Annotated in this window: 26 protein-coding genes; 6 read left to right on the forward strand and 20 right to left on the reverse strand. The window is 66.7% G+C overall.

Going from position 1 to position 22,088, the window contains the following annotated elements; genetic code table 11:
- Positions 1–6: 6 nt before the first annotated feature.
- The 3 genes from OHZ10_RS15435 to OHZ10_RS15445 are packed head-to-tail and all read right to left on the reverse strand — an operon-like array spanning position 7 to position 2,542.
- The gene (locus OHZ10_RS15435) at positions 7–1,119 is read right to left on the reverse strand and encodes a COX15/CtaA family protein (RefSeq protein ID WP_174994088.1); all 1,113 of its coding nucleotides are present in this window, start codon (positions 1,117–1,119) and stop codon (positions 7–9) included.
- Positions 1,120–1,144: 25 nt separating this feature from the next.
- A complete protein-coding gene (locus OHZ10_RS15440; RefSeq protein ID WP_059233129.1) occupies positions 1,145–1,771 on the reverse strand; it encodes an SCO family protein in 627 nt (208 codons plus the stop codon).
- Between the two features lie 60 nt (positions 1,772–1,831).
- Entirely contained in the window at positions 1,832–2,542 is a 711-nt protein-coding gene (locus OHZ10_RS15445; RefSeq protein WP_059236599.1) for an SURF1 family protein, read from the reverse strand.
- Between the two features lie 84 nt (positions 2,543–2,626).
- On the opposite strand from OHZ10_RS15445, the gene OHZ10_RS15450 reads away from it, so the two are divergent.
- Positions 2,627–2,836 carry a twin transmembrane helix small protein gene (locus OHZ10_RS15450; protein WP_011353273.1) on the forward strand — a complete coding sequence of 70 codons (210 nt, stop codon included), beginning with the start codon at positions 2,627–2,629 and terminating at the stop codon, positions 2,834–2,836.
- Between the two features lie 174 nt (positions 2,837–3,010).
- On the opposite strand, the gene OHZ10_RS15455 is transcribed toward OHZ10_RS15450, so the two are convergent.
- The 8 genes from OHZ10_RS15455 to OHZ10_RS15490 all read right to left on the reverse strand — a co-directional run bounded on the left by OHZ10_RS15455 (position 3,011) and on the right by OHZ10_RS15490 (position 10,076).
- Positions 3,011–3,868 carry a cytochrome c oxidase subunit 3 gene (locus tag OHZ10_RS15455; protein ID WP_059233128.1) on the reverse strand — a complete coding sequence of 286 codons (858 nt, stop codon included), beginning with the start codon at positions 3,866–3,868 and terminating at the stop codon, positions 3,011–3,013.
- Between the two features lie 138 nt (positions 3,869–4,006).
- Positions 4,007–4,207 carry a DUF2970 domain-containing protein gene (locus OHZ10_RS15460; RefSeq protein ID WP_021163748.1) on the reverse strand — a complete coding sequence of 67 codons (201 nt, stop codon included), beginning with the start codon at positions 4,205–4,207 and terminating at the stop codon, positions 4,007–4,009.
- 16 nt (positions 4,208–4,223) lie between these two features.
- Positions 4,224–4,832: a cytochrome c oxidase assembly protein gene (locus OHZ10_RS15465; protein WP_342702953.1), complete on the reverse strand. Its 609-nt coding sequence runs from the start codon at positions 4,830–4,832 to the stop codon at positions 4,224–4,226.
- Between the two features lie 35 nt (positions 4,833–4,867).
- Positions 4,868–5,008 carry a cytochrome oxidase small assembly protein gene (locus tag OHZ10_RS15470; protein WP_006760728.1) on the reverse strand — a complete coding sequence of 47 codons (141 nt, stop codon included), beginning with the start codon at positions 5,006–5,008 and terminating at the stop codon, positions 4,868–4,870.
- A gap of 81 nt (positions 5,009–5,089) precedes the next feature.
- A complete protein-coding gene (gene ctaD, locus OHZ10_RS15475; RefSeq protein WP_021163746.1) occupies positions 5,090–6,697 on the reverse strand; it encodes a cytochrome c oxidase subunit I in 1,608 nt (535 codons plus the stop codon).
- Between the two features lie 43 nt (positions 6,698–6,740).
- On the reverse strand, positions 6,741–8,333 hold the full coding sequence (coxB, locus tag OHZ10_RS15480; protein ID WP_174994087.1) for a cytochrome c oxidase subunit II: 1,593 nt from the start codon (positions 8,331–8,333) through the stop codon (positions 6,741–6,743).
- Between the two features lie 57 nt (positions 8,334–8,390).
- Positions 8,391–8,915 (reverse strand): DUF2244 domain-containing protein, encoded by a 525-nt coding sequence (locus tag OHZ10_RS15485; RefSeq protein WP_059233125.1) that lies wholly within the window; start codon positions 8,913–8,915, stop codon positions 8,391–8,393.
- A 195-nt stretch (positions 8,916–9,110) separates the two neighbouring features.
- A complete protein-coding gene (locus OHZ10_RS15490) occupies positions 9,111–10,076 on the reverse strand; it encodes a methyltransferase domain-containing protein (RefSeq protein WP_059233124.1) in 966 nt (321 codons plus the stop codon).
- A gap of 81 nt (positions 10,077–10,157) precedes the next feature.
- Between OHZ10_RS15490 and OHZ10_RS15495 the strand changes: the two genes are divergently transcribed.
- Together OHZ10_RS15495 and trmL are read left to right on the forward strand one after the other, a co-directional pair.
- Positions 10,158–10,955: a ComF family protein gene (locus tag OHZ10_RS15495; protein ID WP_059233123.1), complete on the forward strand. Its 798-nt coding sequence runs from the start codon at positions 10,158–10,160 to the stop codon at positions 10,953–10,955.
- Positions 10,956–11,060: 105 nt separating this feature from the next.
- Positions 11,061–11,531 (forward strand): tRNA (uridine(34)/cytosine(34)/5-carboxymethylaminomethyluridine(34)-2'-O)-methyltransferase TrmL, encoded by a 471-nt coding sequence (gene trmL / locus OHZ10_RS15500; RefSeq protein WP_174994085.1) that lies wholly within the window; start codon positions 11,061–11,063, stop codon positions 11,529–11,531.
- A 36-nt stretch (positions 11,532–11,567) separates the two neighbouring features.
- On the opposite strand, the gene OHZ10_RS15505 is transcribed toward trmL, so the two are convergent.
- The 5 genes from OHZ10_RS15505 to OHZ10_RS15525 form a co-directional block, all read right to left on the reverse strand.
- Entirely contained in the window at positions 11,568–12,092 is a 525-nt protein-coding gene (locus OHZ10_RS15505; RefSeq protein WP_059233121.1) for an O-acetyl-ADP-ribose deacetylase, read from the reverse strand.
- A gap of 90 nt (positions 12,093–12,182) precedes the next feature.
- Complete coding sequence (locus OHZ10_RS15510; protein ID WP_059233120.1) at positions 12,183–13,181, reverse strand: NAD(P)H-dependent glycerol-3-phosphate dehydrogenase; 999 nt, start codon at positions 13,179–13,181, stop codon at positions 12,183–12,185.
- A 23-nt stretch (positions 13,182–13,204) separates the two neighbouring features.
- A complete protein-coding gene (gene secB, locus OHZ10_RS15515; protein WP_011353285.1) occupies positions 13,205–13,687 on the reverse strand; it encodes a protein-export chaperone SecB in 483 nt (160 codons plus the stop codon).
- 107 nt (positions 13,688–13,794) lie between these two features.
- On the reverse strand, positions 13,795–14,055 hold the full coding sequence (gene grxC, locus OHZ10_RS15520) for a glutaredoxin 3 (protein ID WP_059233119.1): 261 nt from the start codon (positions 14,053–14,055) through the stop codon (positions 13,795–13,797).
- Entirely contained in the window at positions 14,052–14,474 is a 423-nt protein-coding gene (locus tag OHZ10_RS15525) for a rhodanese-like domain-containing protein (RefSeq protein ID WP_059233118.1), read from the reverse strand. Before OHZ10_RS15525 ends, grxC begins: the two co-directional genes overlap by 4 nt.
- 136 nt (positions 14,475–14,610) lie before the next feature.
- Here OHZ10_RS15525 and gpmA point away from each other — a divergent pair, with 136 nt between their 5' ends.
- From gpmA to OHZ10_RS15540, 3 genes are all read left to right on the forward strand, one after another.
- Positions 14,611–15,357 (forward strand): 2,3-diphosphoglycerate-dependent phosphoglycerate mutase, encoded by a 747-nt coding sequence (gene gpmA / locus OHZ10_RS15530; RefSeq protein ID WP_021164239.1) that lies wholly within the window; start codon positions 14,611–14,613, stop codon positions 15,355–15,357.
- Positions 15,358–15,612: 255 nt separating this feature from the next.
- Positions 15,613–17,163 carry a S41 family peptidase gene (locus OHZ10_RS15535; RefSeq protein ID WP_059233117.1) on the forward strand — a complete coding sequence of 517 codons (1,551 nt, stop codon included), beginning with the start codon at positions 15,613–15,615 and terminating at the stop codon, positions 17,161–17,163.
- A 105-nt stretch (positions 17,164–17,268) separates the two neighbouring features.
- Positions 17,269–18,021, forward strand: a complete 753-nt coding sequence (locus OHZ10_RS15540; RefSeq protein WP_059233116.1) for a HesA/MoeB/ThiF family protein — start codon at positions 17,269–17,271, stop codon at positions 18,019–18,021.
- A gap of 68 nt (positions 18,022–18,089) precedes the next feature.
- On the opposite strand, the gene ptsP is transcribed toward OHZ10_RS15540, so the two are convergent.
- The 4 genes from ptsP to gshB all read right to left on the reverse strand — a co-directional run bounded on the left by ptsP (position 18,090) and on the right by gshB (position 22,064).
- Positions 18,090–19,862, reverse strand: a complete 1,773-nt coding sequence (gene ptsP / locus OHZ10_RS15545) for a phosphoenolpyruvate--protein phosphotransferase (protein ID WP_059236597.1) — start codon at positions 19,860–19,862, stop codon at positions 18,090–18,092.
- 201 nt (positions 19,863–20,063) lie between these two features.
- Positions 20,064–20,333, reverse strand: a complete 270-nt coding sequence (locus OHZ10_RS15550) for an HPr family phosphocarrier protein (RefSeq protein ID WP_059233115.1) — start codon at positions 20,331–20,333, stop codon at positions 20,064–20,066.
- Between the two features lie 73 nt (positions 20,334–20,406).
- Positions 20,407–20,877, reverse strand: a complete 471-nt coding sequence (locus tag OHZ10_RS15555; RefSeq protein ID WP_059233114.1) for a PTS sugar transporter subunit IIA — start codon at positions 20,875–20,877, stop codon at positions 20,407–20,409.
- A 230-nt stretch (positions 20,878–21,107) separates the two neighbouring features.
- Positions 21,108–22,064 (reverse strand): glutathione synthase, encoded by a 957-nt coding sequence (gshB, locus tag OHZ10_RS15560; RefSeq protein ID WP_059233113.1) that lies wholly within the window; start codon positions 22,062–22,064, stop codon positions 21,108–21,110.
- Between the last annotated feature and the right edge of the window lie 24 nt (positions 22,065–22,088).

Genomic DNA, 22,088 nt, shown 5'->3' on the forward strand with positions numbered 1-22,088 from the left:
GGACGGTCACGCCGGGGCGGCGTCGCGCGCAGGCTGCGCGACACGGCCGGGGCGGCTTGAAAGGATGCGAAAGTTTAACATGACGACGAGCAGCAGCAGGATCGCGGCCCCGCCGTTGTGCGCGACGGCGACCGGCAGCGGCCACTGCAGCACGATGTTGGTCAGGCCCGTCACGAACTGCAGCAGCACGACCAGCAGCACGCCGTTCGCGGGCCGCCGCAGCGACTCGAAGCGGCGCATCTTGAGCGCGAACGCGACCAGGTACGCGACCACGACGAACGCGAACGTGCGGTGCGTCCAGTGGATCGCGACCAGCGCATCCTGCGTGATCGCGTCGCCGTCCTTCGTCATCCCGAGCGCGCGCCACAGGTGGAAGCCGTGCTGGAAGTCCATCGGCGGGATCCACTGGCCGTTGCAGGTCGGGAAGTCGGTACACGCGAGCACCGCGTAGTTGGTGCTCACCCAGCCGCCGAGCGCGATCTGCACGACCAGCAGCACGAGCGCCGCGAGCGCGGCCGCCCGGAAGCGCCCCGCCTCCGGGTCATACGACGGCAGCGGCGTCTGCCGCGCCGCGAGCCAGCCGAGCGTACCGAGCAGCGTGAGGCCGAGCAGCAGGTGGATCGTGACGATCACCGGCTGCAGCTTCATCGTGACCGTCCATGCGCCGAATGCGCCCTGCACGAGGATCAGCAGCAGCAAACTCGTCGGCCACCACGGCGACACGTGCAGCGGGCGGCGGCGCAGCCGCGCGGCCCATGCGATCACGACCTGCGCGATGATCAGCACGCCGATCGCCATCGCGAAATAGCGGTGGATCATTTCGATCCACGCCTTCGTCATGCTGACGGGCCCTGTCGGCATCGCCTGGTGCGCGGCCGAGATCGCGGCATGCGCGATGAACGGCGACGACGTGCCGTAGCAGCCGGGCCAGTCCGGGCAGCCGAGCCCCGAATCGGTCAGCCGCGTGAAACCGCCGAACATCACGAGGTCGAGCGTCAGGAACGTGGTGATCCACACGAGCTTGCGGAACTTGTCGTCGTCGGCCTTCACCCACACGTACGACAGCGGCAGCAGCGCGATGCAGAAGCCGATCAGGCCGAGTTGCAGTAGATACGACATCGGAATGGTGCCTCGTTCTCTCGCCTTAACCGATGCTCGACCACTTCAGCAGCTTCGTCACGTCCGACTTGATCTTGCTGGGATTCGGGTCTTTCGGAAAACGCATCATCAGGTTGCCGTTCGGGTCGACCATGTAGATGTGGTCGCTGTCCTTCGTGCCGGCGTCGGCCGGCAGCCATGCGGCCACGGCGGCCGGATCGGCGACGAGCCGACGCGTGTCCGGATACGCGTCGAGCACCTTCTGAGGCGTCGCGCCCGCATCGCTGCGCAGCCACACCATCGTGATCCGGTGCCGCTCGCCGGCCTGCGTGACGCGGATCTGGCGCATGAAATAGAGCTTCTGCGCGCATGCGTCGTCGCACGCGCTGCGATCGGTCATCACGAACAGCCATACGCCGCGCAGCGACGACAGCGGCACGGTCTTGCCGGTCTCGTCGGTCACCTGCAGACCGGCCGGGATCGGGCGCTGCGGCTCGATCAGCGTGCCGTAGTTGGTCGACCCGCCCTTCGGCTTGATCACGTAATAGGTGAAGTACGACGCGATCATCGGCGCGGCGCACACGAGACCCAGCAGCACGAGCATCCAGCGGCCGCGCTTGCGGGCCGCCGGCGAGATCGGCGCAGCGGCCGGACCCTGACGGGAAGATTGCATGGACAAATCAGACCTCTCGAAACGAACCCGCGGCGCCGGCGCCGCGTCCTGGCATGGCACTCACGCGCCGGCCGACTTCTTCGCCGCACGCCGCGCGGCGTACAGGCCGAAGCCGAGCGCGGCCGCGGCCATCGCCCACCACTGAAACATGTAACCGTAATTGCGCTCGACGCCGGTCGTTGCCGCCGGCCAGTCGCGCACGAGCTTGTCGCCGTCGTCGCTGGTCTGCTGGATCACGAACGGCTGCAGCGGCAGCCCCGTTTCCTTCGCATACTCGGCGACGTCCAGGTTCTGCCGGATCTTCTGATGCGCGGCCGACCCGCCCTCGCCCAGCTCGAACGCACGCGATGCATCGGCGCGCGCGATGCCGACGATCTCGACGTCACCCGCCGGCGTCGCGAACGGCTCGATCGCCGTGCGATCGGAAATATTGCGCGGCAGCCAGCCTCGATTCACGAGCACGACGCCGCCGCCCGTGAGTTTAAACGGCATCACGACGTAAAAACCCGGCTGGTCGTTATACGGCCGATTGTCGAGGAACACCGCCTGCTCGGGCAGGAATCGGCCCTTGGCCCGCACGCGATGAAACTCGATCGACGCGAGCGGCATCGGCTGCGCGCCGACGTCGACAGGCACCGCCTGCTCGTAGCGCGCGATGCTCGCCTGCAGCGCTTCCTTCTGGTGCGCGCGGTCGCGCTGCCAGAACCCGAGCCTGATCGTAACGGCGACGACGACGAGGATCAGGAGCGCGGGCAGCCAGCGGATCTTCATCATGCGGCCCGCCCGGCACATGCGCGAAAGCGAAGTGCGATAATTATCCTCTTCCTTCCGAATTGCCGTCGTCCGGTTCGTGTCATGCACATACTCGTTCCCATCGCCTTCGTCCTCATCATTGCCAGCATGGGCTCGGCGCTCTACTTCATGATGCACGACCGCGGCCACACGAAACGCATGGTCTGGTCGCTCGCCACCCGCGTCGGGCTGTCGGTGTCGCTGTTCCTGCTCATCCTGATCGCGAACTGGATGGGCTGGATCCATTCGACCGGCCTGCCGATCGGGCGTTGATGCCTCTCCCGCATCCGCCGCTGTGACATTTCGCCGCACGGCCGCGCCACCAAGCAAAAGCGCCGCCTGACTGAGTCGCGGCGGCGCCAGGGTGGTGTCGCTCGCAGCCTCGCTGCCGCGCCCACGACACCAATGAAAACGGCCCGCGCATTGCTGCGCGGGCCGTTTTTCCATTTACAGCCAGTAGACGACGACGTACAGGCCGAGCCAGACGACGTCGACGAAGTGCCAGTACCACGCGGCGCCTTCGAATGCGAAGTGATGATCGGGCTTGAAGTGGCCGCGGATCATCCGCACCAGCACCACCGCGAGCATCGTGCCGCCGAGGAACACGTGGAAACCGTGGAAGCCCGTCAGCAGGAAGAACGTCGAACCGTACACGCCCGAGTTCAGCGTCAGGTTCAGTTCGTTGTACGCGTGGTAGTACTCGAAGCCCTGCAGGAACAGGAAGCAGATACCGAACGCGAGCGTCGCGGCCAGCCAGGCGATCGCCTTCTTGCGATGATCGTCGCGCAGCGCATGGTGCGAGATCGTCAGCGTCACGCCCGACGACAGCAGGAACGCGGTGTTCAGCGTCGGGATCGGCCACGGACCCATCGTCTTGAAGTGACCGGCGAGCGCAGCGGGACCTTCGTTCGGCCACACGGCGGAGAAGTCCGGCCAGATCAGCTTGTAGTCGAGGCTGCCGAGCTGGTGCAGCGCGATTTCACGCGCATAGAACAGCGCGCCGAAGAACGCGCCGAAGAACATCACTTCCGAGAAGATGAACCAGCTCATGCTCCAGCGGTACGACTTGTCGACGTTCTTGCCGTAATGACCGCCTTCCGATTCGGCGATCGCGTCGCCGAACCAGTGATACAGCGTGAAGAGCAACCACAGCAGGCCGAGCAGCGCCGTAAACGGCGCCCAGTCGTGACCGTTGATCCACAGCGCCGCCGATCCGAGCATGACCAGCAGGCCGATGGCTGCACTGATCGGATGGTGCGACGGATGCGGCACGAAATAGTACGGGGTCTGGTTTTGACCGCTCATGCTTGATTCTCCACTTCTGTCCAATTTGTGTACCGGAAACCGCTCCGGCTTTATTTCTTGCGCGGCACGACTGCACCCGCTCTTTCCTGCACGCAGCGCCGTGGCGCTGCGCACTGCATTCTTTCGTGGCCGCGGGCCTCAACCCACGACGGCACGCACGATCAGGATCAGCACGCCGATGAACACGCCGGCCGCGAGCAACGCGACGATCAGCACGTGCAGCGGATTCAGCTGCGTCGCGTCGGCCTCCAGGTCGCGCCGCTTGCGCACCCCGAAGAACGACCACAGCACGGCTTTCAGCGCCTGGCCGAACGATCCGCCCCGCTTGACCTCCGTCATCGCCCCGCCTCCGTCGTCATGCGTCCGGCTTCGCCGCGCCCTGCGCCGCGGTACTCCGCTGCGCCGGCGCCGGTGTGGCCGGCGCATTCAGCTCGAAGAACGTGTACGACAGCGTGATCGTCTTCACATCCTTCGGCAGTTTCGGATCGATCACGAACACCACCGGCATCTTGCGCGACTCGTTCGCGGCCAGCGTCTGCTGCGTGAAGCAAAAACACTCGATCTTCTTGAAAAACTCCGTCGCCTGCTTCGGCGCGTAGCTCGGAATCGCCTGCGCCACGACCGGCCGGCCCTGCCCGTTCGTCACGTCGTACACGATCGTCGTCAGTTCGCCCGGATGCACGTCGAGGCTGTTGTGCTCCGGCTTGAAGCCGAGCGGCCCGCGCGCGTTCGCATCGAACTCGACCGACACCGTTCGGCTGGTGTCGACCTGCGAGTTCTTCACCTCGCGCTCGCTGACGTCGCGCTGCACCAGGTTGTTGATGCCGGTGATCTGGCAGATCGCCCGATACATCGGGATCAGCGCGAAGCCGAAACCGAACATCAGCCCGGCCACGACGAAGAGCTTCACCAGCATCGAACGATTGAATGCGCGATCGACGGCGCCCTCTTCCGGCTTCGACATACGACTACTTCCTCGCTACTGCGTCAGTTACTGCATCAGTGAGTGGACAGCCACCACTGCTTGATCACGACACCCACAAAGAAAACGGCGGCGATGACGAGCAGGATGAGGCCGAGCCGCTTGTTGCCCGCGCGAATCTGCTCGGGCGTTCGTCTTTCTTGTGGATTCCGGTTCATCTGAAACTTCGCTGAAATCTCGATTCCGCGCCCGCCGCTGCCTGCCTGCACGGCAGGCAGCGGCGGAACGCTGGGTGAAACTTACTCGACGTGCGGCGGTTGCTCGAACGTGTGGAAGGGAGCCGGGCTCGGCACCGTCCACTCGAGACCCGTCGCGCCATCCCACGGCTTGTCCGACGCCTTTTCCAGCTCGCCGCCGCCACGGTAGGCCGGCAGCGCAACTGCGAACAGGAAGTACACCTGTGCGAGGCCGAAGCCGAATGCACCGATCGTCGCGACCTGGTTGAAGTCCGTGAACTGCGCCGGGTAGTCCGCATAGCGGCGCGGCATGCCCGCGAGACCGACGAAGTGCATCGGGAAGAACGTCAGGTTGAAGAAGATCATCGACGCCCAGAAGTGGATCTTGCCGCGCGTCTCGTTGTACATCCAGCCCGTCCATTTCGGTGCCCAGTAGTACCAGCCCGAGAACAGCGCAAACAATGACCCGGCCACCAGCACGTAGTGGAAGTGCGCCACCACGAAGTAGGTACCGTGATACTGGATGTCGAGCGGCGCCATCGCGAGCATCAGGCCCGTCAGGCCGCCGAACGTGAACACGAACAGGAAGCCGATCGCGAACAGCATCGGGGTTTCGAACGTCATCGAGCCGCGCCACATCGTCGCGAGCCAGTTGAACACCTTCACGCCCGTCGGCACCGCGATCAGCATCGTCGCGTACATGAAGAACAGCTGGCCGGTGACCGGCATGCCCGTTGCGAACATGTGGTGCGCCCAGACCATGAACGACAGGATCGCGATCGATGCCGTTGCGTACACCATCGAGCTATAGCCGAACAGCGTCTTGCGTGCGAACGCCGGGATCACCTGCGACACGATCCCGAACGCCGGCAGAATCATGATGTACACCTCGGGGTGGCCGAAGAACCAGAAGATGTGCTGGTACATCACCGGGTCGCCGCCGCCTGCCGCGTTGAAGAACGACGTGCCGAAGTGGCGGTCGAACAGCACCATCGTGATCGCGCCTGCCAGAACCGGCATCACCGCGATCAGCAGGTACGCCGTGATCAGCCACGTCCATGCGAACATCGGCATCTTCATCAGCGTCATGCCCGGTGCGCGCATGTTCAGGATCGTCACGACGATGTTGATCCCGCCCATGATCGACGAGGCGCCCATGATGTGGACCGCGAAGATCGCGAAGTCCATGCCCGGGCCCATCTGCGTCGACAGCGGTGCGTACAGCGTCCAGCCGGCAGCCGTCGCGCCGCCCGGCGCGAAGAACGAGCCGACCAGCAGCACGGCCGCGACCGGCAGCAGCCAGAAGCTGAAGTTGTTCATCCGCGCGAACGCCATGTCGGATGCGCCGATCTGCAGCGGAATCATCCAGTTCGCGAAGCCGACGAACGCCGGCATGATCGCGCCGAACACCATGATCAGACCGTGCATCGTCGTGAGTTCGTTGAAGAACTCCGGACGCATGATCTGCAGGCCCGGCTCGAACAGCTCGGCACGGATGCCGAGCGCCATCACGCCGCCCGACAGGAACATGATGAACGAGAACAACAGGTACAGCGTACCGATGTCCTTGTGGTTGGTGGCGAACAGCCAGCGACGCCAGCCGTGCGGCATTTCGTGCGCGTGGTCGTCGTGCGCGTGGTCCGCGGCTACGTCGTGCCCGATGCTAGACATGAGAATCTCCTAATGCGAATACGTCGACTAACTCAGCGACACGTCAAGCCGCCGGACCGATCTCGACACGCCGGGCTTCCTTAGCGTCAGCCCCGCCCGTGATCGTTTCCGGCTTTTTCATGATGATGTGGTCTTCCGCCACGCCTGCTGCCTTCAGCGCATCGCGCACGGCCTGTGCACGATGCTTCGCCAGTTCGGCGTTTGCGTCGGCCGAGCCCGTCTTGTCGGTGAAGCCCGACAGCGCGAGCTTCGCGTCCGGATGTGCCTTCGCATAGTCGGCCGCGGCGGCGATCGCCGCTTTCGCGTCGGCCGGCAGCACGCTCTTGCCCGTTTCGAAGTAGATCGTCGACAGCGCGGCCGCTGCGGCTGCCGGCTGCTCGGCGGCGCCCGACGCGGCCTGCGCCGGTGCCGAAGCCGCTTCCGCCGGTGCCGCTGCCGCGCCTGCCGTGTCTTCCGGCATCTTGCCGTTGCGTGCGTCAGCCACTTGCTTCGGCTGCAGCAGGTCGTTCTTGTGGTTGCCCCACGAGTTGCGTTCGTACGTGATGACCGAAGCGATGTCGAGGTCCGACAGCGACGCCCACGACGGCATCGCGCCCTTGCCATGCAGCACGCGCTCGACGTGGCCGGCGATCGGGCCGTTCACGATCGGGCTGCCGTCCATGGCCGGGAATGCGCCGAGGCCCTTGCCGCTCACCTGGTGGCAGGCCGCGCAGTTCGCCTTGTAGACTTCCTCGCCGTGCGCGACGAGTTCAGCCATCGTGTAGACCTTGTTCGGATCGACCGCCGCGCTGGCCAGCTTGGCCTTCTGCGCCGTGACCCACTTCGCGTAGTCGTCTTCCGACAGCACTTCGACGACGACCGGCATGTACGCGTGTTCCTTGCCGCACAGCTCGGTACAGAAACCGCGGAACGTGCCGACCTTGTCGGCCTTGAACCACGTGTCGCGCACGAAGCCGGGGATCGCATCCTGCTTCACGCCGAACGCGGGCACGTACCACGAGTGGACGACGTCGTTCGCGGTCGTGATGATGCGGATCTTCTTGTTGACCGGCACGACGAGCGGGTTGTCGACTTCCTGCAGATAGGTGTCGGTGATCGGCTTCTTGCCCATCACTTCGTCACGCGGCGTGGTCAGCGTCGACAGGAAGCCGATGCCCTCGCCCGGGCCCTTCACGTAGTCGTAGCCCCACTTCCACTGGTAGCCGGTGACCTTGATCGTGAGATCGGCGTTCGTCGTGTCCTTCATCGCGACGACGGCCTTCGTCGCCGGCAGCGCCATCAGCACGACGATGACGAACGGCACGATCGTCCAGATGATCTCGACGGTCGTGCTTTCATGGAAATTGGCGGCCTTGTGGCCTTTGGATTTGCGGTGCGCGAAGATCGAATAGAACATCACGCCGAACACGCCGACGAAGATCACCGTACACAGGATCAGCATCATCGTGTGGAGATCGTAGAGCTCCTCGGCGATCTTCGTGACAGGCGGCTGAAAGTTGATCTCGTTGACACGGGGGCCGCCCGGGCTATCACCGACCGCCAGGGCCGCACCGGCAAAGAGCAATCCGCTGCATGCCAGCACGCCCGCGAGGGCTCGCTTGATTGTTTTCATAGCATCCTTACCCAAAATTTCCATTCAAACCCTCCCCCGTCGCAAGTCGCCGGCCTGTTTCCGGCCGGTGCCCGCGCCTCGTCAGCCGCAGCGCCTGAGCGACACGCGCAGTTCGTCGGCGAACTGCGCACGCTTGTACTGCGCGAGATGCTGCCCGATTACGACGGTCTGCCCGCGCGATACCAGTCGAATCGGATCGCGTGGCGTCGCACCCGGCTCGACCCGCACCCAGCGCGGGTTGAATTCGATCTGCGTGAGCCGCTCCGCATCCATTCGCTCGATCACGAGCCGATGCGGAAACAGCCTGATGCGCTCGTAATCGACCGCATGGCGAGCATAGACCGCAAATGCGACACCCACCGCCAGCAACTCGATTCCGGTAAAGGGCATGACGAGCCAGGCCCCTCTCCACATCAGCAACGTCGCGATCACCAGCGAGAAGCCCGCGAGCGACGCGTAAAACAGCACGAACTGGCGTGGCGACACCGAACAGTTGCGTTTCATCAGCCAGTCTTCGAGGACCGGCTCGCCGTTCGTCGTCTCCGCCAAAACCCTCGCTGCTTCCATCGCCGCCTCACGCGAATGGCATGCGATGCATGCCTGCATCGGACTCGTCGCCCCGTATTGCGGGGACCCCGGGACGACAAGCTGACGCATTATAGGCGGGTTCAATGGCATCCACAAGCAAGCGCCTATCGCCCCGCAAGCCAAGCGCGACAAGCTTTTCGGCCATTTCAGGCGCCAATTCGACCCCGCTTTGCGCCGCTAATTTCAGACATAACAAAACCCCTCTTTACCGCCTTACCGATTCTTCGGACGCCCCTTGCCGATATCCTCGATGCGCACGATCCCGTGCCCTTCGGCCGTCGTGCGCGGTACGGCCTTCCATGCGTGGCCGTAGATCACCTCGAATGTCAGCGGAATCGTGCCGTCCGCGCGCCGGCGCGCCTCCAGCGCGTCGCCGAGCGCCGTGCGAAAGCGCCGCGTCGCGTGCTGCGGCGCCGTGCGCTCGAACGGATAGGCGCCCCAGCGGCGCACGTCGGCCAGCAGGGAATCGGGGGATTTGTAGGTGACGGTCAGCACTTCCTGATCCATCACGGGAATCTCGAAGCCGCTCTCGACGAGCATGTCGCCGAGGTCGTGCATGTCGACGAAATCGATCACGCGCGCGGCCGGCGATGCCATGCCCAGCGCCGCTTCGGCGTCCGCGCAGGCCGCGCGCAGCTCGCGCAGCGTGTCGGGGCCGAGCGTGCTGAACATCAGCAGGCCGTTCACGCGCAGCACGCGCTGCCATTCGGGCAGCACCGCGTCGGGGCGCGAATGCCAGTGGAGGGCGAGATTCGACCAGATCAGGTCGAACGCGCTGCCCGGGAACGGCAGCGCGGCGAAGTCGGCCTGCGCGACGCGCGGGCCGCGCTGGCCCAGCGCGCGACCGAGCGACGCCGGCAGCCAGCGGCGCCAGTTGGTCTGCTCGACCTCGCGCTGACCGGCCCGCGCGAGCATCGCGCCGGACAGGTCGACGCCGAACACGGGGGCTTCCGGAAAGCGCGCACGCAGCGCCGGCAGGTCGTCGCCCGGGCCGCAGCCCGCGTCGAGCACGGCCGTGGGGCTCACCTTGATGTATTCGAGACGCTCGTTCATCCGCTGCGCGATCTCGCGCGGCAGGAACGCGACCGCGTCGAACGTGGCGGCACGGCGGTCGAAGATCCGCCGCAGGCGCCTGGCGTCATTGGCCGGACGGCCGGTGGAAGTCGAAGCTGGGGACATGTCGGGCACACTGGCGAAGAGCCCGAAGTATACTCGCTCGCCCCGGAAGCTTCATTGAGGCGGGGTGGCAGGAGTGTTGCGATGATCCGCAGTTCCGCCGAGCGCACGATGCGCGTCGTTTTGTCGCAGGTTCGCCTGCTCGCGGCGAAGGTCGCCGCGGTCGCGCTGCCGAATCGCTGCGCACTGTGCGGCAATTTGTCACACGCCGTGATGTGCGATGCTTGCGACGCCGCGTACTGGAATGAAGCGCGATTGCGCTGCGATGTCTGCGCGCTGCCGCTGGGCATCGGGCAGGCACGTTCGCGCGGTGGCGGCCGGACCGGCGCCCGCCAAGCAGCCGCGTACCGGTGCGACGCGTGCCGCACCGCCCCGCCGCCGTTCGATGCGACGCTCGCGCTCGCGGATTACCGCGCGCCGCTCGACGGGCTGGCACGCGGCCTGAAGTTTCATGCGCGGCTCGCGCTCGGCGCCGAATTCGCCGCCCGGCTCGCGCGGCGGGTCGACGATACGCGCGGCGCGGGCCGTTTCGACCTGGTCGCGCCGGTGCCGCTGTCGCACCGGCGGCTCGTGGCGCGCGGCTACAACCAGGCGTGGGCGATTGCACGTCCGCTCGCGCGCCGGCTCGACGTGCGCGCGGACGCGGCCCTGCTCGCGCGCGTCGCCCACACCGCGCCGCAGTCGCGGCTCGACCGGCAGGCCCGGCGCGACAACGTGATGGCGGCGTTCGCGGTTGCCGGTGACGTCGCCGGCCGCCACGTCGCGCTCGTCGACGACGTGATGACGTCCGGCGCGACGCTCGCGGCCGCTGCGCACGCGCTGAAGGCGGCGGGCGCCGCGCGCGTGACGAATCTGGTTGCGCTGCGCACCGCCAGGGATTAATTAGATGGAGAGGCCGGCCGCGCCAACGCGGCCTTGGCCGTCACGAACCGGCCGGCCGGGAACGCGCACGTTGCGCCGCCCCGGCCGGCCCAGCCAAACCGAAACATGTTCAACGTCGTCCTCGTCGCCCCCGAAATTCCGCCGAACACCGGCAACGTGATCCGCCTGTGCGCCAACACGGGCGCGCACCTGCACCTGATCGAACCGCTCGGCTTCCCGCTCGACGACGCGCGGATGCGCCGCGCCGGCCTCGACTATCACGAGTACGCGCAGATGCGCGTGCACCGCGACTGGGATGCGTTCGTCACGTCCGAATCGCCCGATCCCGCGCGGATGTTCGCGTTCACGACACGCGGCTCGGGCCGCTTCCACGATCACGCGTTCCTGCCCGGCGACTGGTTCGTGTTCGGCTCGGAGACGCGCGGCCTGCCCGCCGAGCTGCTCGAACGCTTTCCGAACGAACAGCGCGTGCGCCTGCCGATGCGGCCGGACAACCGCAGCCTGAACCTGTCGAACACGGTCGCCGTGGTCGTATTCGAGGCGTGGCGCCAGGCCGGCTTCGAAGGCGGCGCGTGACGCGCACCGCGCGCGCCATCCCCAACGCGCGATGCGTCAGGTTCGCGTGAGCCGCGCGCGATACAGGTCGTAGATGTCGGGCGAAAAGCACGCGAACACCACGCGTGCGAGGTTCGGCGCCTGCGGCAGCATTTCGGCGACGGTGCCGACCGCGATGCCGACGGCCTCTTCAACGGGATAACGGTAGATTCCGCAGCTGATTGCCGGGAACGCGATCGACGTCGCGGCGACCTCCTCGGCCAGCTCGATCGCCCGCCGGTAGCACGACGCGAGCAGGTCGGCCTCGCCGCGCCCGCCGCCGTACCACACGGGGCCGACCGCATGAATCACGTAGCGCGCCGGCAGCCCGTGGCCGCGCGTGAGCTTCGCGTCGCCCGTGTCGCAGCCGCCGAGCGTGCGGCACTCGGCGAGCAGGCCGGGGCCGGCCGCGCGATGGATTGCGCCGTCGACACCGCCCCCGCCGAGCAGCGAGCCGTTCGCGGCATTGACGATCGCGTCGACATCGAGCGTCGTGATGTCGACGACCTGCGCGTCGAGCGTGGTGGAACCGATCTGCAGCATGACACCCTCCCGGAACGCCGGAGACTGTTCAAGCGTAGTCCGCTTTGGGGCCGCGCGCCCGGGCCAACCGCACGGGAGCGCCGGTTCGCGCTACTCGGCGCGCGCGTCGCGCCGCAGCAGGCCGCTGACCGCATCGCGCGGTGCGATGCCGTCGAACAGCACGCCGCACACGGCTTCGGTGATCGGCATTTCGATCGACTGCGCGCGTGCGAGCGCCAGCACGGCCTGCGCGCAGCGCACGCCTTCGGCCACGTGGCCGAGCGCGCCGAGGATGTCGTTCAGCGTGCGGCCGGCTGCCAGTTGCAGGCCGACCGTGCGGTTGCGCGACAGGTCGCCCGTCGCGGTGAGGATCAGGTCGCCAAGGCCCGTGAGGCCCGTGAAGGTTTCCGCGCGGCCGCCGAGCGCGACGCCGAGCCGCGACATTTCGGCTAGGCCGCGCGTGATCAGCGCGGCGCGCGCGTTCAGCCCGAGGCCGAGGCCGTCGGCAATGCCGGTCGCGATCGCCAGCACGTTCTTCACCGCGCCGCCGACCTCGACGCCGACCACGTCGTCGCCCGTATAGATGCGCATTGCGCCGTGATGGAACGCGGCGAGCGTGCGCTCGCGGCAGGCGGCGGACGGGCTCGCCACCGTCAGCGCGACGGGCAGCGACTGCCCGACCTCGCGCGCGAAGCTCGGGCCCGACAGCACGCCGTTGCTCTGCTGTTCGGGCAGCTCGGCCGCGATCACCTGGTGCGGCAGCAGATGCGTGTCGGCTTCGAAGCCCTTGCAGACCCAGACGACATGCGCGGGCACGCAGCCTGCGTCGCGCATCGCGCGACACAGCGTGCGCAGCCCGGCCACCGGCGCGGCGATCACGCACAGCGCATCGTCCGCGGCGCCATGCGCGAGCGCGGCGCCGAGATCGGCGTCGTAGCGCAATGCGTCAGGCAGCGCGATGCCGTCCAGATAGCGGGAATTTTCGTGCCGGGCCTGCAGCCCGGCGATGAGCGCGGCGTCGCGCGCCCACAGAAGCGTATCGTGCCGCGCGGCCAGATGGCCCGCGAGCGCGGTGCCCCAGGCACCGGCGCCGAGAACGGCTACTTTCATACCCAGCACCGGTCCGAGAAACGTCAGTTCAGCGTCGTGCCGTTCGGCGCGCCTGCTGCGGCGCCGGCCTGCTGCTGAAGCTGCGCGAGACGCTGCTCGTACAGCGCCTGGAAGTTGATTTCCGCCAGGTGGATCGGCGGGAAGCCTGCGCGCGTGATCGCGTCGGCGATGTTCGAACGCAGGTACGGGAACAGGATCGTCGGGCAAGCGATGCCGACGAGCGGGTCGAGCTGTTCGTCCGGAATGTTGCGGATGTCGAAAATGCCGGCCTGCTTCGCTTCGATCAGGAACGCGACCTTGTCCTTCACCTTCGCGGTGACGGTACCCGACACGACGACTTCGAACACGCTTTCCGCAAGGCGGTCGGCCTTGACGTCGACTTCGACTTCAACCGACGGCATGTCCTGCTCGAGGAAGATCGCCGGCGAATTCGGCTGCTCGAGCGACATATCCTTCAGGTAGACGCGCTGGATGTTGAAGAACGGTTGGTTTTCGACGTCGGACATGGTGTTTCCCTAAAAGTGGTGACGGAGCGGCCCGGCTTCTCGCCGGCCGCCACGGATGATTCCTGCGCGCCCAAGCCGCGGCGCGGCCGGCGGCCATTCTGCCCTAATCAGGCCGCTTGCAGAAGCGTAACGAGCCCGCCTTCACGGTCGAGCTTCGACAGATCGTCGTAACCGCCGACGTGCGTGTCGCCGATATAGATCTGCGGCACCGTGCGGCGCCCCGTGCGCGTCATCATTTCCTCGCGGCGGGCCGGATCGCGATCGATCAGCACCTTTTCGATCTGCTCGACACCGCGCAGCTTCAGCAGGCGCTCGGCCTGCATGCAATACGGACACACCTGCGTGCTGTACATCAAAACCTTGTTCACTTCGCCACTCCTTGTTTGACGACCGGCATCCCGGCCTGCTGCCAGGCGGCCACGCCGCCTTCGAGCACGTGCACCTCGGCGTAACCCGCCGCCTCGACCTCGCGCGCCGCCTTCTGCGACTGCTGGCCGTTCTGGCAGACGAGCAACACCGGCGTGCTCTTGTTCTTCGCGACCTGCGCAATTTTCGCGCCGATCTCGCCCGCCGCGACCTGACGTGCCGACGGCAGGTGGCCGGCAGCGAAATCGGATGCGGCGCGCACGTCGATCACGATCGCGTTGCGGCGGTTGATGAGTTGCGTCGCCTCTGCGGCCGACAGGCCGCCACGGCCGCGGCGCAGTGCGGGCCAGGCCAGCAGACCGCCAGAAACCACCAGGATCGCGATGAGGGCCAGGTTCGTGTAATCGGTAAAGAACGTCACGGAATTCCGCCGGAAAAAGAGAAATCGGATGAGGACAATCCCGCCATTATAAAATAACCGTCTTGCGCGATGGCGGGCCCCGGTCGGGTCCCGTGCGACGCGCCCCGCTTCCCTATCACTACCGACCGCAAGATCCATGTACAAACTCGTTCTCATCCGCCACGGCGAATCGACGTGGAACAAGGAAAACCGCTTCACCGGCTGGGTCGACGTCGACCTGACCGAACAGGGTCGCAACGAGGCCTATCAGGCCGGCGAATTGCTCAAGGAGGCCGGCTACACGTTCGACATCGCGTACACGTCGGTGCTCAAGCGCGCGATCCGCACGCTGTGGCACGTGCAGGACCGGATGGACCTGATGTACCTGCCGGTCGTCCATTCGTGGCGCCTGAACGAGCGCCACTACGGCGCGCTGTCGGGCCTGAACAAGGCGGAAACGGCCGCGAAGTTCGGCGACGACCAGGTGCTCGTGTGGCGCCGCAGCTACGACACGCCGCCGCCCGCACTGGAGCCGACCGACGAGCGCGCGCCGTTCAACGACCCGCGCTATGCGAAGGTGCCGCGCGAGCAGCTGCCGCTCACCGAGTGCCTGAAGGACACGGTCGCGCGCGTGCTGCCGCTGTGGAACGAGTCGATCGCGCCGGCCGTGCGCGCCGGCAAGCAGGTGCTGATCGCCGCGCACGGCAACTCGCTGCGCGCGCTGATCAAGTACCTCGACGGCATCTCGGACAGCGACATCGTCGGCCTGAACATCCCGAACGGCGTGCCGCTCGTGTATGAACTCGACGAAAACCTGAAGCCGATCAAGCACTATTACCTCGGCGACCAGGACGCGATCGCGCAGGCGCAGGCCGCCGTCGCGAAGCAGGGCAAGGCAGGCTGACGCCCGTCGCGCCGGGCGCGCCGCGTCCGGCGCGGGGTGCCCGGCCGCGGCCCGCACCCCGCGCGAACCTTCGCGGCCCCGCTGCTGTCGAATCCGCTTTCGAACCCGCAGTGCGGCCGGCGGTGCCTTGCCGGGCCGGCTCCGGGCCCTGTTCGACGCTTTTCGCGCCGTTCCACTGAGTGATCGGACGAACAGTTATACTTGTCCGCTACATCCCCGCTACCGCCACGCGCTTCCCGACCGCACCAGATCTCTATGCGAATGAAATTGAAGAACATCGGCCTGATTGCCGCGGGCCTCGCCACGGGCGTATTCGCCACGCTGCAGGTTTCCGCATCGGCCGAGCAGACCGCCACGGCGCCGCTTCCCCTCGACCAGCTCCGCCTGTTCGCGGAAGTCTTCGGCCAGATCAAGCGCGAGTACGTCGAACCGGTCGACGACAAGAAGCTGCTGACGGCGGCGATCAAGGGCATGGTGTCGAGCCTCGACCCGCACTCGTCGTTCCTCGACAAGACCGACTATGACGAGCTGCAGGAGCAGACGAAGGGCCGCTTCGCGGGTCTCGGCATCGAGATCTCGCAGGAAGACGGCCTCGTCAAGGTGATCTCGCCGATCGAAGATACCCCCGCGTTCCGCGCCGGCATCCGTCCGGGCGACCTGATCACCCGCATCAACGACAAGCCGGTGCGCGGCATGACGCTCGACAAGGCCGTCAAGCAGATGCGCGGCGAGCCGGGCACCAAAGTCACGCTGACGATCTTCCGCAAGAGCGACGACCGCACGTTCCCGGTCACGGTCACGCGCGCGATCATCAAGGTCCAGAGCGTGAAGATGAAGATCCTCGATCCGGGCTACGCGTATGTCCGCATCACGAGCTTCCAGGAGCGCACGACGCCTGACCTCGCGGCGAAGCTGCAGGACATCGCGCGCCAGCAGCCGAACCTGAAGGGCCTCGTCCTCGACCTGCGCAACAACGGCGGCGGCCTGCTGCAGAGCGCGGTCGGCGTGGCCGGCGCGTTCCTGCCGCCCGACTCGGTCGTCGTGTCGACCAACGGCCAGATCCCCGATTCGAAGCAGGTCTACCGCGATACGTACGACAACTATCGCCTGCCTTCTTTCGACGGCGATCCGCTGAAGAACCTGCCGCCGGTGTTCAAGACCGTGCCGATGATCGTGCTGACGAACGCCTATTCGGCGTCCGCGTCCGAAATCGTCGCCGGCGCGCTGCAGGATTCGAAGCGCGCGCAGATCATGGGCAAGACGACGTTCGGCAAGGGGTCGGTGCAGACAGTCCGCCCGATGACGGCCGACACCGCGCTGCGCCTGACCACCGCGTACTACTACACGCCGAGCGGCCGTTCGATCCAGAACAAGGGCATCACGCCGGACGTGCCGGTCGATCAGTACGCAGACGGCGATCCGGACGACGTGCTCGTGACGCGTGAGGTCGACTACACGAACCACCTCGCGAACACGCAGGACCCGAACGAGAAGAAGGAACAGGAAGAGCGCGAGCAGCGCCGGATGGATCAGCTGCGCGTCCTCGAAGAGCAGAACGACAAGAAGACGCCGGAGCAGCGCCAGAAGGATCGCGATCGCAAGCCGATCGAGTTCGGCAGCACCGACGACTTCATGATGCAGCAGGCGCTCAACAAGCTCGAAGGCAAGCCGGTCCAGGAATCGAAGTCGCTGCTCGCCGAGAGCACGACGAAGAGCCCGGCCGGCAAGGCCGCTGCGGCCTCGAAGGCATCGGCCGCAAGCGCAAAGCCGGCGTCCGCACCGAAGCCCGCGTCGGCGCCGAAGTAAGCGCCGGCCGGCATCCGACGGGCCATCGCGGGAAGACCGCGATGGCCCGTTTTTCATGCGCGCCTAAAATAACGACACGTCCGCCCGCCTCGCCCACGACTCCCCATGAACGACGATCAACTCCTGCGCTACTCCCGACACATCCTCGTCGACGAAATCGGCATCGAGGCGCAGCAGCGCTTTCTCGATGCGCATGCGATCGTCGTCGGCGCGGGCGGCCTCGGCTCGCCCGCCGCGATGTACCTCGCGGCCTCGGGCGTCGGCACGATCACGCTCGTCGATGCCGACACGGTCGACCTCACGAACCTGCAGCGGCAAATCCTGCACGTGACGGCATCGGTCGGCCGCAGCAAGGTCGAATCGGGGCGCGACGCGCTCGCGCAACTGAATCCCGGCGTGACGGTGCATGCGGTCGCGGAGCGCGTCGACGATGCCTGGCTCGATGCGCACGTGCCGCGCGCGACCGTCGTGCTCGACTGCACCGACAACTTCGCGACGCGCCACGCGATCAACCGCGCGTGCGTCGCGCACGGCGTGCCGCTCGTGTCGGGCGCCGCGCTGCGTTTCGACGGCCAGATCAGCACGTTCGACTTCCGCGATCCGGCCGCGCCCTGCTATGCGTGCGTGTTCCCGGAAGACCAGCCGTTCGAGGAAGTCGCATGCGCGACGATGGGCGTGTTCGCCCCGACGGTCGGCATCATCGGCGCGATGCAGGCGGCCGAAGCGCTGCGCGTGATCGGTGGCATCGGCAAGACGCTCAACGGGCGGCTGATGATGCTCGATTCGCTGCGGATGGAATGGACCACGATGAAAATCGCGCGCCAGGCCGACTGCCCCGTGTGCGGGGGCCGGCACTGACGCGCGGCGGGCATGCGCCGGGCGGCGCACGCGTGACACTTCACTACAGTTAGCGGCGGCTTGAACGCCTACGCAGCCGCATCCGCACGCGGCTCGGCGACCGACAACCGCTGCAGCGCCGCCTGCACCTCTTCGGGCTCGAACGCGGCCAGCACGTCGGCCGTCGGCTTCTCGAGCGCCTTCAGATGCGCGCGCAGGATCTCCTGTTTCACGACGAGCAGCTGGCTCGGGTGCATCGAGAACTCGGTGAGCCCCATCCCGAGCAACAGACGCGTGAGCGCCGGATCGCCGGCCATCTCCCCGCACACCGACACCGACACGCCCGCGCGTTTCGCTTCGCGCAACGTATAGGCAATCAGGTGCAGCACGGCCGGATGCAGCGGGTCGTACAGGTGCGCGACCGCGTTGTCGGCGCGGTCGATCGCGAGCGTGTACTGGATCAGGTCGTTCGTGCCGATCGACAGGAAATCGAACCGCTTCAGGAACAGCGGCAGCGCGATCGCCGCGGCCGGAATCTCGATCATCGCGCCGATGCGCACGTTCGGATCGTAGGCGAGCCCCGCGTCGTCGAGCTGGCGCTTCGCCTCGCGGATCAGGTCGAGCGTCTGGTCGATCTCCTGCGCGTGCGCGAGCATCGGGATCAGGATCTTCACCTGGCCGAACGCGGACGCGCGCAGGATCGCGCGCAGCTGCGTGAGGAACATCTGCGGCTCGGACAGGCTCCAACGGATCGCACGCAGGCCGAGCGCCGGGTTCGGCGCCGTTTCATAGCCTTCGTCGAGCGCCTCGAGCGGCTTGTCCGCGCCGACGTCGATCGTGCGGATCGTCACCGGCATGCCCTTCATCCACTCGACGGCACGCTTGTACGCGGCGAACTGCTCCTCCTCTTCCGGCATCTCCTTCTGATGCATGAACAGGAACTCGGAGCGGAACAGGCCGACGCCGACCGCGCCGGCCTCGACGGCCGCCTTCGCGTCGTCGGGCAGCTCGATGTTCGCGTACAGCTCGATCTTGGTGCCGCACAACGTTTGCGTCGGCGAGAACTTGAGACGCTGCAGCTTGCGTTGCTCCAGTTGCTTCTCGGACTGGCGGTACGAATATTCCTCGAGGACGATCGGTGCGGGATCGACGATCACGATGCCCTGGTCGCCGTCGACGATGATCAGATCGTCCTGGCGGATCAGCGCGCTCGCGTGCTGCACGCCGACCGCGGCCGGAATGCCGAGGCTGCGCGCGACGATCGCCGTGTGCGACGTGCGCCCGCCGAGATCGGTGACGAACGCCTGGAACGACTGCGTCTTGAACTGCATCATGTCGGCCGGCGCGATGTCGTGCGCGACGACGATCATCTCGTTCGTGCCGTTCTTGGCCGCGCGGTCGAGTGCCTGCGACGCGGATGGCGCGCCGGCGAGCGCCTTCAGCACGCGCTCGACCACCTGCTCGATGTCGGCCTTGCGCTCGCGCAGGTATTCGTCCTCGATGTCGTCGAAGTGGCGCGTGAGCAGTTCGAGCTGCTCGGTCAGCGCCCATTCGACGTTGTAGCGGCGCGCGCGGATCAGGTCGATGGTTTCCTGGACGAGCATTTCGTCGCTCAGGATCATCGCGTGAACGTCGATGAATGCGCCGACTTCGCTCGGGGTGTCGTCGGTCAGGTCGGCGCGCAGCGCTTCGAGTTCGTGATGCACGACGTCGAGCGCCGTGCGGAATCGCTCGACCTCGGCGTCGATCTGGTTGGCCTCGACCAGGTAATGGGCGACGTCGAGCGCCGCCGGCGCGATCAGATACGCTCGCCCGATCGCGATACCACGTGAGACGGGAATGCCATGCAGCGTGAAGGACACGCGCACCTCCTCTGTACAAGTAAAGCCGCGGCACACTGCTGCGATGCGCTTATGACCCCGGTTAGCGATTATAAATTCCGCGACTCCCCGCTGACTGCATGCACCGCAGCATTGCGCATTCCGCATCAATGCTTCCGACGAAAAAAATGCCGCGAAATCCGCGGCATTCTGACTGGAAACGGCAACGATCCCGCGTGGCGATCACTGTCCTTCGCCGAACTTGTCGGCGATCAGCTTCAGCAGCGCGTCCATCGCCTCCTGCTCGTCGGCCCCTTCGGTCTCGATCGTCACGGTGCTGCCGATGCCGGCCGCCAGCATCATCACGCCCATGATGCTCTTCGCATTGATCTTGCGCCCGTTGCGCGTCATCCAGACTTCCGACTGGAAGTTGCCGGCCAGTTGCGTAAGCTTGGCCGATGCGCGCGCATGGAGCCCCAATTTATTGACGATGGTGGTTTCTTGTTGAAGCATGATTCTCGGTCGGGTCGGTCGGGGCCGCCGGCGGCGCGCGTCGGCGGTGCTGTCTAAAACGGAAAACGGGCAATCAGTGCGATTCGGTGCGCGGCTGCGGTTCGGGCGGAATCGGCGCGCACTGGCCGCAGCCGGTTTCCGTCGGCGGCGGCGGCGTGCCGGACGACACCTCGTGGACGCCCTTCGCGCCGCCGGACAGCGCCTTGTCGACCAGCTTGTCGAGCGGCACGGTGCGGTAGCAGACGGCCCGTACGAGCATCGGCAGGTTCACGCCCGCCAGCACGCGCACGTTGTCGATTTTCGCGAGCTGGCCGGCGATGTTCGCGGGCGTCGCGCCGTACATGTCGGTCAGCACGATCACGCCGTTCTCTTCCTTGAGCCGCGCGAGTTCCGCGTGCGCGAACGCCATCACCTGGGCCGGATCGTTGTCCGCCATCACGTCGATACAGCCGATGCGGGCGGGCACGCCGCCGTAGATGTGCGCGATGCAGTCCCGCAGCGCGGTGGCGAGCGGAGCGTGCGCGATGATCAGGATCCCGGCCATGTCAGATCGCTCCCGGCCGCCCCTGGCGGGCCGATACCCCGCGGCGGGGCAATGAGCGTAGCGAGTGTGGGAAACGTTTCATGTTCAGCCTTGCAACAGTATCGGCCCGACCGCCGGGCCTTCGGTGCGCCGATCACGGCACCGGGCAGCGGGCATTGTAGCAGGCCGGTCAAGCTGCTCCGGCGACGGGGGACCTGCGCGGCCGCCGCCGGGGTTGCGCGGGATGCGGCCTATGCGGCCGCACGCTCCAGCGCGTCGATGAACATCGCGGCGACGTCGAAACCCGTTTGCTCCATGATCTCGCGGAAGCACGTCGGACTCGTGACGTTCACCTCGGTCAGCCAGTCGCCGATCGCATCGAGGCCGACCAGCAGCAGCCCGCGCGACGCGAGCACCGGGCCGAGCGTGTCGGCGATCTCGCGATCGCGGGCCGTCAGCGGCTGCGCGACACCCAGGCCGCCGGCCGCCAGATTGCCGCGCACCTCGCTGCCCTGCGGAATCCGCGCGAGCGAATACGGCACCGGCTCGCCGCCGATCAGCAGGATGCGCTTGTCGCCGGCCTTGATCTCGGGGATGAACTTCTGCGCCATCACGGAGCGCGTGCCGTCGTGGCTCAGCATCTCGACGATCGAACCGAGGTTCATGCCGTCCGGCTTCACGCGGAACACGCCCATCCCGCCCATCCCGTCGAGCGGCTTCAGGATCACGTCGCCATGCTCGGCGTGGAACGCGCGCAGCCGTTTCGCGTCGCGCGTGACCAGTGTCGGCGCGACGAACTGCGGAAACTCGCCGATCGCGAGCTTCTCCGAATGGTCGCGGATCGACTGCGCCTTGTTGAACACGCGGGCGCCCGCGCGCTCGGCCAGCTCGAGCAGCCAGGTCGACGTCACGTACTCCATGTCGAACGGCGGATCCTTGCGCATCAGCACCGCGCCGAACGATTCGAGGCGGCGCGCGTCGACCGGGCCCGCTTCGAACCACGTCTCGCGATGCAGGTCGTCCAGCTCGCCGACGAACGTGATGCGCCGCACGTCGGCCTCGACCGAGGTGCCCGTCCACGCGAGGTGGTTCGGCTCGCACGCGTACACCGCATGCCCGCGGCGCGCGGCCTCGGCCATCATCGCGTAGGTCGAATCCTTGTAGATCTTGAAGCGCTCGAGCGGGTCGGCGATAAAGAGAATGTCCATGCGGGTCCTGTACGTAGCGAAGGT

This window comes from Burkholderia arboris (assembly GCF_038723655.1).
Taxonomy (GTDB): domain Bacteria; phylum Pseudomonadota; class Gammaproteobacteria; order Burkholderiales; family Burkholderiaceae; genus Burkholderia; species Burkholderia arboris.

Bases quoted from the DNA above. Each gene is read 5' to 3' on its own strand.
- OHZ10_RS15450 (WP_011353273.1), top strand. From the start codon at position 2,627: ATGCACATACTCGTTCCCATCGCCTTCGTCCTCATCATTGCCAGCATG.
- OHZ10_RS15455 (WP_059233128.1), bottom strand. From the start codon at position 3,868: ATGAGCGGTCAAAACCAGACCCCGTACTATTTCGTGCCGCATCCGTCG.
- OHZ10_RS15555 (WP_059233114.1), bottom strand. From the start codon at position 20,877: ATGGCCGGGATCCTGATCATCGCGCACGCTCCGCTCGCCACCGCGCTG.
- OHZ10_RS15435 (WP_174994088.1), bottom strand. From the start codon at position 1,119: ATGTCGTATCTACTGCAACTCGGCCTGATCGGCTTCTGCATCGCGCTG.
- OHZ10_RS15490 (WP_059233124.1), bottom strand. From the start codon at position 10,076: ATGTCCCCAGCTTCGACTTCCACCGGCCGTCCGGCCAATGACGCCAGG.
- ctaD (WP_021163746.1), bottom strand. From the start codon at position 6,697: ATGTCTAGCATCGGGCACGACGTAGCCGCGGACCACGCGCACGACGAC.
- OHZ10_RS15495 (WP_059233123.1), top strand. From the start codon at position 10,158: ATGATCCGCAGTTCCGCCGAGCGCACGATGCGCGTCGTTTTGTCGCAG.
- OHZ10_RS15460 (WP_021163748.1), bottom strand. From the start codon at position 4,207: ATGACGGAGGTCAAGCGGGGCGGATCGTTCGGCCAGGCGCTGAAAGCC.
- secB (WP_011353285.1), bottom strand. From the start codon at position 13,687: ATGTCCGACGTCGAAAACCAACCGTTCTTCAACATCCAGCGCGTCTAC.
- OHZ10_RS15485 (WP_059233125.1), bottom strand. From the start codon at position 8,915: ATGCAGGCATGCATCGCATGCCATTCGCGTGAGGCGGCGATGGAAGCA.
- OHZ10_RS15440 (WP_059233129.1), bottom strand. From the start codon at position 1,771: ATGCAATCTTCCCGTCAGGGTCCGGCCGCTGCGCCGATCTCGCCGGCG.
- OHZ10_RS15535 (WP_059233117.1), top strand. From the start codon at position 15,613: ATGCGAATGAAATTGAAGAACATCGGCCTGATTGCCGCGGGCCTCGCC.
- OHZ10_RS15470 (WP_006760728.1), bottom strand. From the start codon at position 5,008: ATGAACCGGAATCCACAAGAAAGACGAACGCCCGAGCAGATTCGCGCG.
- trmL (WP_174994085.1), top strand. From the start codon at position 11,061: ATGTTCAACGTCGTCCTCGTCGCCCCCGAAATTCCGCCGAACACCGGC.
- OHZ10_RS15505 (WP_059233121.1), bottom strand. From the start codon at position 12,092: ATGCTGCAGATCGGTTCCACCACGCTCGACGCGCAGGTCGTCGACATC.
- coxB (WP_174994087.1), bottom strand. From the start codon at position 8,333: ATGGAAATTTTGGGTAAGGATGCTATGAAAACAATCAAGCGAGCCCTC.
- OHZ10_RS15510 (WP_059233120.1), bottom strand. From the start codon at position 13,181: ATGAAAGTAGCCGTTCTCGGCGCCGGTGCCTGGGGCACCGCGCTCGCG.
- OHZ10_RS15445 (WP_059236599.1), bottom strand. From the start codon at position 2,542: ATGAAGATCCGCTGGCTGCCCGCGCTCCTGATCCTCGTCGTCGTCGCC.
- OHZ10_RS15550 (WP_059233115.1), bottom strand. From the start codon at position 20,333: ATGCTTCAACAAGAAACCACCATCGTCAATAAATTGGGGCTCCATGCG.
- OHZ10_RS15465 (WP_342702953.1), bottom strand. From the start codon at position 4,832: ATGTCGAAGCCGGAAGAGGGCGCCGTCGATCGCGCATTCAATCGTTCG.
- gshB (WP_059233113.1), bottom strand. From the start codon at position 22,064: ATGGACATTCTCTTTATCGCCGACCCGCTCGAGCGCTTCAAGATCTAC.
- OHZ10_RS15540 (WP_059233116.1), top strand. From the start codon at position 17,269: ATGAACGACGATCAACTCCTGCGCTACTCCCGACACATCCTCGTCGAC.
- gpmA (WP_021164239.1), top strand. From the start codon at position 14,611: ATGTACAAACTCGTTCTCATCCGCCACGGCGAATCGACGTGGAACAAG.